This window comes from Burkholderiales bacterium (genome assembly GCA_013695435.1).
GTDB lineage: Bacteria > Pseudomonadota > Gammaproteobacteria > Burkholderiales > JACMKV01 > JACMKV01.
The window spans coordinates 1-6,377 of record JACDAM010000131.1; the positions used below are offsets into that span (position 1 = coordinate 1).

The window sequence follows — 6,377 nt, forward strand, 5'->3', positions numbered from 1 at the left end:
GCAACCTGGGAAAACATGAATGACTTATTGCGTCGCTCTCAAACTCGATGCCGGCCTGATTTTCGCGTCCGATTCGCGCACGCATGCCGGCGTCGACAACTTCGCCAAATTCTGCAAGATGACGGTGTTCGAGCGCGCCGGCGAGCGCGTCATCGTTATGCTCAGTTCCGGCGGCCTTGCCGGCACCCAGGCCGTCGTCAGTTTGTTGCAGCAACGGGCCGACGCGTCCGATGATTCGACAAGTGGCGCGCCAAATTTATGGACGGCAAAAACCATGTTCGATCTTGCCGGGCTGGTGGGCGATGCGATGCGCGACATCGATCGGCGCGATGGTCAATATCTCGCGCAAAACGAGCTCAGTTTCAACGCTTCGTTCCTTCTCGGCGGGCAGATTGGCGGCGAGGCACCGCGTCTTTTCCGCTTGTACCGCGAGGGTAATTTCATCGAAGCGACGGCCGATACGCCGTTTTTCCAGACCGGCGAGACAAAGTACGGCAAGCCCATCCTCGATCGTGTCATCACCCCGCACACAAGCCTCGCCGACGCCGCCAAATGCGTGCTGGTGTCGTTCGATTCGACCATGCGCAGCAATCTTTCGGTCGGCATGCCTATTGATCTTTTGTGCTATGAGCTGGATACGCTCGAAGTACGCGCGCGGCATCGTTTTAAAGAAGGCGACCGCTATTTTACCGATCTGTCACGTCACTGGTCGCAAGGCATACGGCGCGTGTTCACGGAATTACCGGAGCTGTGAGCGACCTTCATCCGAGGCTGATCGGCGATCGTTCGCTCTTAGGCCCGCAACTGCAATTCTGCTTTACCGTCGAGCCGCCGGGCCAGATCGACCGGGTCGCCGATGCTGACCTCCGAGCGCGCAATCTGATACGCCCAGACCTCGAAATGGGTCAGGCGGGCTTCGCCATAAATGGTCGCGAACGCGGCGTCGACAGCGTCCATGCCGTGCGCGATCTTTATGCGGCCTATGCGCGGCGTGTTGTAGCGCGCGTCGAAAGTATGCCAGACTCCGCCGAGAAACACTTCGAAATAAGCATGAAAATCCATCGTCAGACCCGGATCGACGACGCCGATATCGGCAACGTGCCCCGATACGTAACGCGCCGGCAGACTGAACGCGCGGCACAAGGCGACGCCGACATGCGCGAGGTCGCGGCAGACGCCATAGCCGCGCTCCACGACGTTGCACGCCGAGATATTCGGGCTGCCCGAACCGTATCGGTATTCGATGTTGTGATGCACCCAGGCGCAAATCGCCCGCACGCGTTCGACGCCGTGCGGCGCCTGAGCGAATTTTTCCCAAGCGAAATTCAGCAATCTGTCGGAATCGCAATAGCGGCTCGGCAGCGTGTAGCGCAGCACGCTGACCGGCAGGCATTCCAGCGCAACCGCATGCGTCGGCAAGCCGTCGTTGTCGGGTGCACTGGGCACCGAAAAAACCGCGTCGTGCAAAAATTCATTGCGCCCCGGCTGAAGCATCGAACGGTAGATGAGGTTGCCGTGCGTATCTGTAAGCTGCTCGGTTGGCTGCCCTGGTCCGAATACCAGTTTTTCTTCGCGGATGAGCTGCCCTCGATCGAGCCCGGGCCTGAACGCGAGCAGAATAGGCGTCGCCATGCTGGTCTCGTAGCTGAGCGCACAGCCGACGCGTACCGTCAGATCCAGCGAGGGGGCAGTCGGAAAGTTGTTGGCAGACATGGAATAGCTAGCCGCAATGGCGATGATGCGTTTTGTCGTGGCCGATGAGACGATTGCTTATTATAAAGCCTGGTATAAGGGCTGTATTGCCAACTCTTTATTCCGACAGAGCGGCGCGCAAAGTTGCGGCTACGATCCTGCGCAATTGCCGCCAGCGCGCCCCCGCTTTAGCGTGTTTCTGGTTGATTTCAAGCTCGATGCCAACATATTTTGCGGGCGAAAAGGAGCGCCGGAAAGTGCAGGTCAAGCCATCGGCTTTCCCCGCGTAGGGATAGTTGCGCCGCACCTTGAGTTTGGGCGCGGCGGCTTTGAGCGCCGCTTGCCAACGCCCGGCAAGTAGGGCTTCGCCGGCGCGCTTTGGATCGAACAAAAGACCGATATCGGCGTCGCGCACCTCGCCGTCGAGCTCGGGCGTGAAACTATGCGATGACACGTGAATCACGTTTTTGCCTCCACAAACGGCGCGCCGCACCAGACCTTCGACCTCGTTCCGATAAGGCCGATAATGATCCCGCACGATTTCCGCGCGCACTTTTTTCGCCAGGTTGCGCGTCGCGCCGGAATACAAATGCCGGTGACCGATCGAGCGATTCAGATCGATCAACAGGCGGCTGACGGTGGCCGCCACCAGAGGCGCGGCGAATTCGCGCGCCAGCTCGCGCGCCATGGTCAACGCGCCCGCATCGTAGCCACGGTGCGTCGTCAACAATGCCGCGTAGCCGCGGAACAGATCGCAATAGCGCGCCGGTATTCGATTACCGCCATGCTCGCAGGTGATGACAAGGTAGTCGTTCAAGAGATGCGAGCCGGCTACGCGATCCGCATGACCGCGACAGCGGTTTTCAGCTCGCTTGTCGCCGTACCAAGAAAAGCCCCCTGGCCAGGGGCGGCTAGCGCGGGGTCGGCGGAGGCCGCGAGCGCGACATGGCGATCGGCGACGGCCAGGCCGGTGCTCGGATCGAAGCCGCGCCAGCCGCCGCCCGGCAAATAAACTTCTGCCCAGGCGTGCAGATATTGCGTTGCGTTTTCGGTGGTTCTTTTTCTTCTCCGCTTCGCATCTTTCCGCTTCTCATCGTCCGAGACGTCGAGCATGTAGCCGCTGACGAAACGCGCCGCAAGCCCTACCGCGCGGCAGGCGTCCATCCACAACACCGCGAGATCGCGGCAAGTCCCGCTGGCCAGTGCGAGCGTTTCGGCTGCGCTTCTGGGCGCGCCGCTGGCGCGGTATTCGGTCTGACAGGTTCTGTGAATGACGCGCGTCAGACCGGTCAAAAAATCGAACGTGCTATCGCGATGGTCGAGCGCCACTTCGCGGCTCAGCGCGGCTATTTCGTCGTCCGTTTTTCCGTCTCCCATGGCGCGCAGCAAATAATTCTGCAGCGCCGCGCGCAACCGCGCCGGATAAGCTGGCGGCAGGCGGCCGAAAGCGGCGTCGTGCAGCAGAAAATCGAACGGATTGCCGCGCAAGGTTTCGACGACCGCGCGCGTCGTCAGGCTGAGACGGTCATGAACGCCACGGAAGTGCAGGCAATGGCTGAGCGTGCCGTCGAGATCGACGTTGAGGCTCAGGTGCTGCGGCTGCGGCTCGACCTGCAATTCGAATGACTTCGCAACCTGGCCGGCATCGTTACGCGGCGCGAGCCGGGCGATGTAGGGTTCAAGATATACCGGTTCACTGTATCGATAATGCAGCGAGTGTTCGATTTGCAGCAGCATGGGTTTGCACTTTTAAATTACACGAACGCCTTAGGGTCGCCGCCGATAACTCGCCCCGTCATGCGTTGCCGTTGGCGTGGGTCGAGTCGGACACCTGAATCGGCCGCAGCGAGAAAAAGGTGTCGAATACCGCGGCGCTGGCGCTATTAAGCACGAGCTCCAGGTTGTCCAGGTATTCGTGCAGGCCGGCGGCGATAACTTCCTCGATTTGCGCATAGTTGAGTTCGGCTGCGATGCGCCCCAGCCTTTGCTCCGCGGCGTTGCGGTAACTTCCCGCGGCCGAGCCGCTGATGGCGCGCAGGCAGCTTTCGGCTTCCAGCACACAGTAACGCACGGCGCGCGGGAATTCGCGATCGAGCAGCAGAAATCGCACGATTTTTGCCGGCGTCAACTGGCCGTAGCGCTTGCGGTACATCTCGTTGGCGCTGGCCGATTTCAATAACGCCGACCACTGGATGCTGTCGAATGCGCTGCCGACTTCCGCGACTTCTGGCAGCAGGATGAAATACTTGACGTCGAGTATGCGCGTCGTTTTGTCCGCGCGTTCGAGCATGCGTCCGAGGCGCAGGAAATGCGCGGCTTCGCCGTGCGACATCGTCGAATCGGCGATGCCGTTGAACAAATGGCTCGCCATTTTTACGCGTACATAAAATTCGTTGAGAGCGCCCAGAGCTTCATTGCCGCCAGCGGCATCGCGCACCATATGGAACCAGGTGTTGGTCTGTTCCCACATCTCGGACGAAATGATTTCGCGCACCGAGCGCGCATTGTCGCGCGCCGCCGTTACGCACGACAGAATCGAGTTCGGATTGCCGGCGTCGAACGTCAGGAAGTGGATAACGTTTTCCTGCGTCGCCTCGCCGTAACGCTTGGCGAACGCTTCGGCATCGCCGGAAGTTTGCACCAGCGGTTTCCATTGCTCGGTCGCGGTGTGCGCGAGATCGAGCATCAGGTTCAGGTTAACGTCGACAAAGCGCGCGACGTTCTCCGCCCTCTCAAGATAACGCCCAACCCAGTAAATCGCGTCGGCGACGCGGCTCAGCATGCCTGGCCTCCGCGCATGATCCGCTTCGTGAGTTTCACTTCATGCATCACGGGAACCTTGCTGTTCTGTCGGCGCAAACTGCACCCAGGTGTCTTTGCTGCCGCCGCCCTGCGAAGAATTCACGACCAGCGAGCCTCGCCTGAGCGCGACGCGCGTCAAACCGCCGGGCAGCACATAGATTTCGCTGCCGTAAAGCACGTATGGGCGCAGATCGACATGGCGTCCTTCGACCCGATCGCCAACCAGCACCGGCGCGCGCGACAAGGCCAGCGTGGGTTGCGCGATATAGTTGCGCGGCTCTGCGCGGATCAGGCGCGCGAACTGCGACCGCTGTTCCGCGCTCGCGTGCGGTCCGACCAGCATTCCGTAGCCGCCGGATTCATTGACTGCCTTGACGACGAGCTTGTCGAGATTGGCAAGCACATAGCCGCGTTCGCTTGAATCGCTGCACTGCCAGGTCTGCACGTTCGGCAGAATGGCGCCCTCATCCAGATAATATTTGATGATCTTCGGCACGTACGCGTACACCGCCTTATCGTCGGCGATGCCGGTGCCCGGCGCATTGGCGAGCGCGACGCGGCCGGCGCGATACACATCCATCAGGCCCGGCACACCGAGCGTGGAGCCGGAGCGAAACACCCGCGGGTCTAGAAAATCGTCGTCGATGCGGCGATAAATGACGTCGACGCGCTGCATGCCTTGCGTCGTGCGCATGTGCACACGGCCATCGAGCACCGTGAGGTCGCGTCCCTCGACCAGCTCCACGCCCATCTGCTGGGCGAGAAACGAATGCTCGAAGTAGGCCGAGTTGTGCATGCCCGGCGTCAGCACGACCACGGTCGCATCGATGCCGTCGGGCGCCAGCGATTGCAGGGTTTGCAGCAAACGATTCGGATAGTCGTCGACCGCCCGCACATTCATCGCCGCGAACACCGATGGAAATGTGCGTTTCAATAGGCGCCGGTTTTCCAGCACGTAGGACGCGCCCGAGGGGCAGCGCAGATTGTCTTCGAGCACGTAGAGCCGGCCGTCGCCATCGCGCACCAGGTCGGTCCCGGTGATGTGGCACCAGACGCCGCGCGGCGGATCGATACCGATGCAGGGAGCGCGCAACGACGCCGCCGAGCCGATCAGCTCTTCGGGGATCACGCCGTCCTTGACGATTTTTTGCGCGTGATAGATGTCGTCGATGAAAAGATTCAGCGCGGCGATGCGTTGCTTGAGCCCGCGTTCGATGCTGCTCCATTCCGCCGCGGCGATAATGCGTGGAATGATGTCGAATGGAATGATACGCTCGGTGCCGCTTTCTTCGCCGTAGACATTGAAGGTGATGCCGAGTTGATACATTGCCGCCTCGGCCGCCTTCTGCCGGCGCTCCAGGCTGCCGGCCGGCAAGCTTTCGATGCGCGCAATCAACAGCTCCGCGATCGGCCGCGGCTGGCCGTCGGCGACGAACAGCTCGTCGCAAAAGCCCTCGGTACAATAGCGATCGAATATCACCGGCTGTTCTCGTTGGTTGCGATCGGCATGGCTAACCTGCGGCGTCGCATTAACTAACAGGCAAGGACGTGTACGAATTCTGAAGGATTGTGCGCGCGCTTTGCCTCGCCGCAGCACTGCGATGGTGCATCGGCATTGAAAATCAAGGTGCGCCGCACCAGTTTGAATCAATCGCCGCCGTCGCGGCTGTGGTTTCGATCTGATATGACGAAAACAGCAATTCCCGTTCCAAAGAAGCGGCAGCGTCATGCGCTTACCAGACGCAGTCTGACTGCTAGGATAGTGAAGCGAAACCGCCGTTGGCCGGTCCCAAAAATGGCGGAAACGCGGAAACACCTATTATTATCCCTTGCGGACCTCCGGAGAAAAACCCTATGCCGCATAGCATCACCCTGATCACAAC

The 6,377-nt window shown here is 60.6% G+C and carries 6 protein-coding genes; 1 reads left to right on the forward strand and 5 read right to left on the reverse strand.

The features are described 5' to 3' along the window. Positions 1 to 19 precede the first annotated feature (19 nt). Positions 20 to 754, forward strand: coding sequence for a peptidase (locus H0V78_06740; protein ID MBA2351476.1), 735 nt, complete (start codon positions 20 to 22; stop codon positions 752 to 754). Between the two features lie 38 nt (positions 755 to 792). On the opposite strand, the gene H0V78_06745 is transcribed toward H0V78_06740, so the two are convergent. The 5 genes from H0V78_06745 to H0V78_06765 all read right to left on the reverse strand — a co-directional run bounded on the left by H0V78_06745 (position 793) and on the right by H0V78_06765 (position 6,223). Beyond that, on the reverse strand, positions 793 to 1,713 hold the full coding sequence (locus H0V78_06745) for a transglutaminase family protein (protein ID MBA2351477.1): 921 nt from the start codon (positions 1,711 to 1,713) through the stop codon (positions 793 to 795). A 97-nt stretch (positions 1,714 to 1,810) separates the two neighbouring features. Beyond that, the gene (locus tag H0V78_06750) at positions 1,811 to 2,509 is read right to left on the reverse strand and encodes an N-formylglutamate amidohydrolase (protein MBA2351478.1); all 699 of its coding nucleotides are present in this window, start codon (positions 2,507 to 2,509) and stop codon (positions 1,811 to 1,813) included. Positions 2,510 to 2,523: 14 nt separating this feature from the next. Next, entirely contained in the window at positions 2,524 to 3,429 is a 906-nt protein-coding gene (locus H0V78_06755; GenBank protein ID MBA2351479.1) for a transglutaminase family protein, read from the reverse strand. Between the two features lie 58 nt (positions 3,430 to 3,487). Continuing rightward, complete coding sequence (locus H0V78_06760) at positions 3,488 to 4,474, reverse strand: alpha-E domain-containing protein (GenBank protein MBA2351480.1); 987 nt, start codon at positions 4,472 to 4,474, stop codon at positions 3,488 to 3,490. Between the two features lie 39 nt (positions 4,475 to 4,513). Next, the gene (locus H0V78_06765) at positions 4,514 to 6,223 is read right to left on the reverse strand and encodes a circularly permuted type 2 ATP-grasp protein (GenBank protein MBA2351481.1); all 1,710 of its coding nucleotides are present in this window, start codon (positions 6,221 to 6,223) and stop codon (positions 4,514 to 4,516) included. Between the last annotated feature and the right edge of the window lie 154 nt (positions 6,224 to 6,377).

What these genes read in the sequence shown, in the direction of transcription:
- H0V78_06755 (MBA2351479.1), bottom strand. Translation starts at nt 3,429, where the DNA reads ATGCTGCTGCAAATCGAACACTCGCTGCATTATCGATACAGTGAACCG.
- H0V78_06745 (MBA2351477.1), bottom strand. Translation starts at nt 1,713, where the DNA reads ATGTCTGCCAACAACTTTCCGACTGCCCCCTCGCTGGATCTGACGGTA.
- H0V78_06740 (MBA2351476.1), top strand. Translation starts at nt 20, where the DNA reads ATGACTTATTGCGTCGCTCTCAAACTCGATGCCGGCCTGATTTTCGCG.
- H0V78_06760 (MBA2351480.1), bottom strand. Translation starts at nt 4,474, where the DNA reads ATGCTGAGCCGCGTCGCCGACGCGATTTACTGGGTTGGGCGTTATCTT.
- H0V78_06765 (MBA2351481.1), bottom strand. Translation starts at nt 6,223, where the DNA reads ATGACGCTGCCGCTTCTTTGGAACGGGAATTGCTGTTTTCGTCATATC.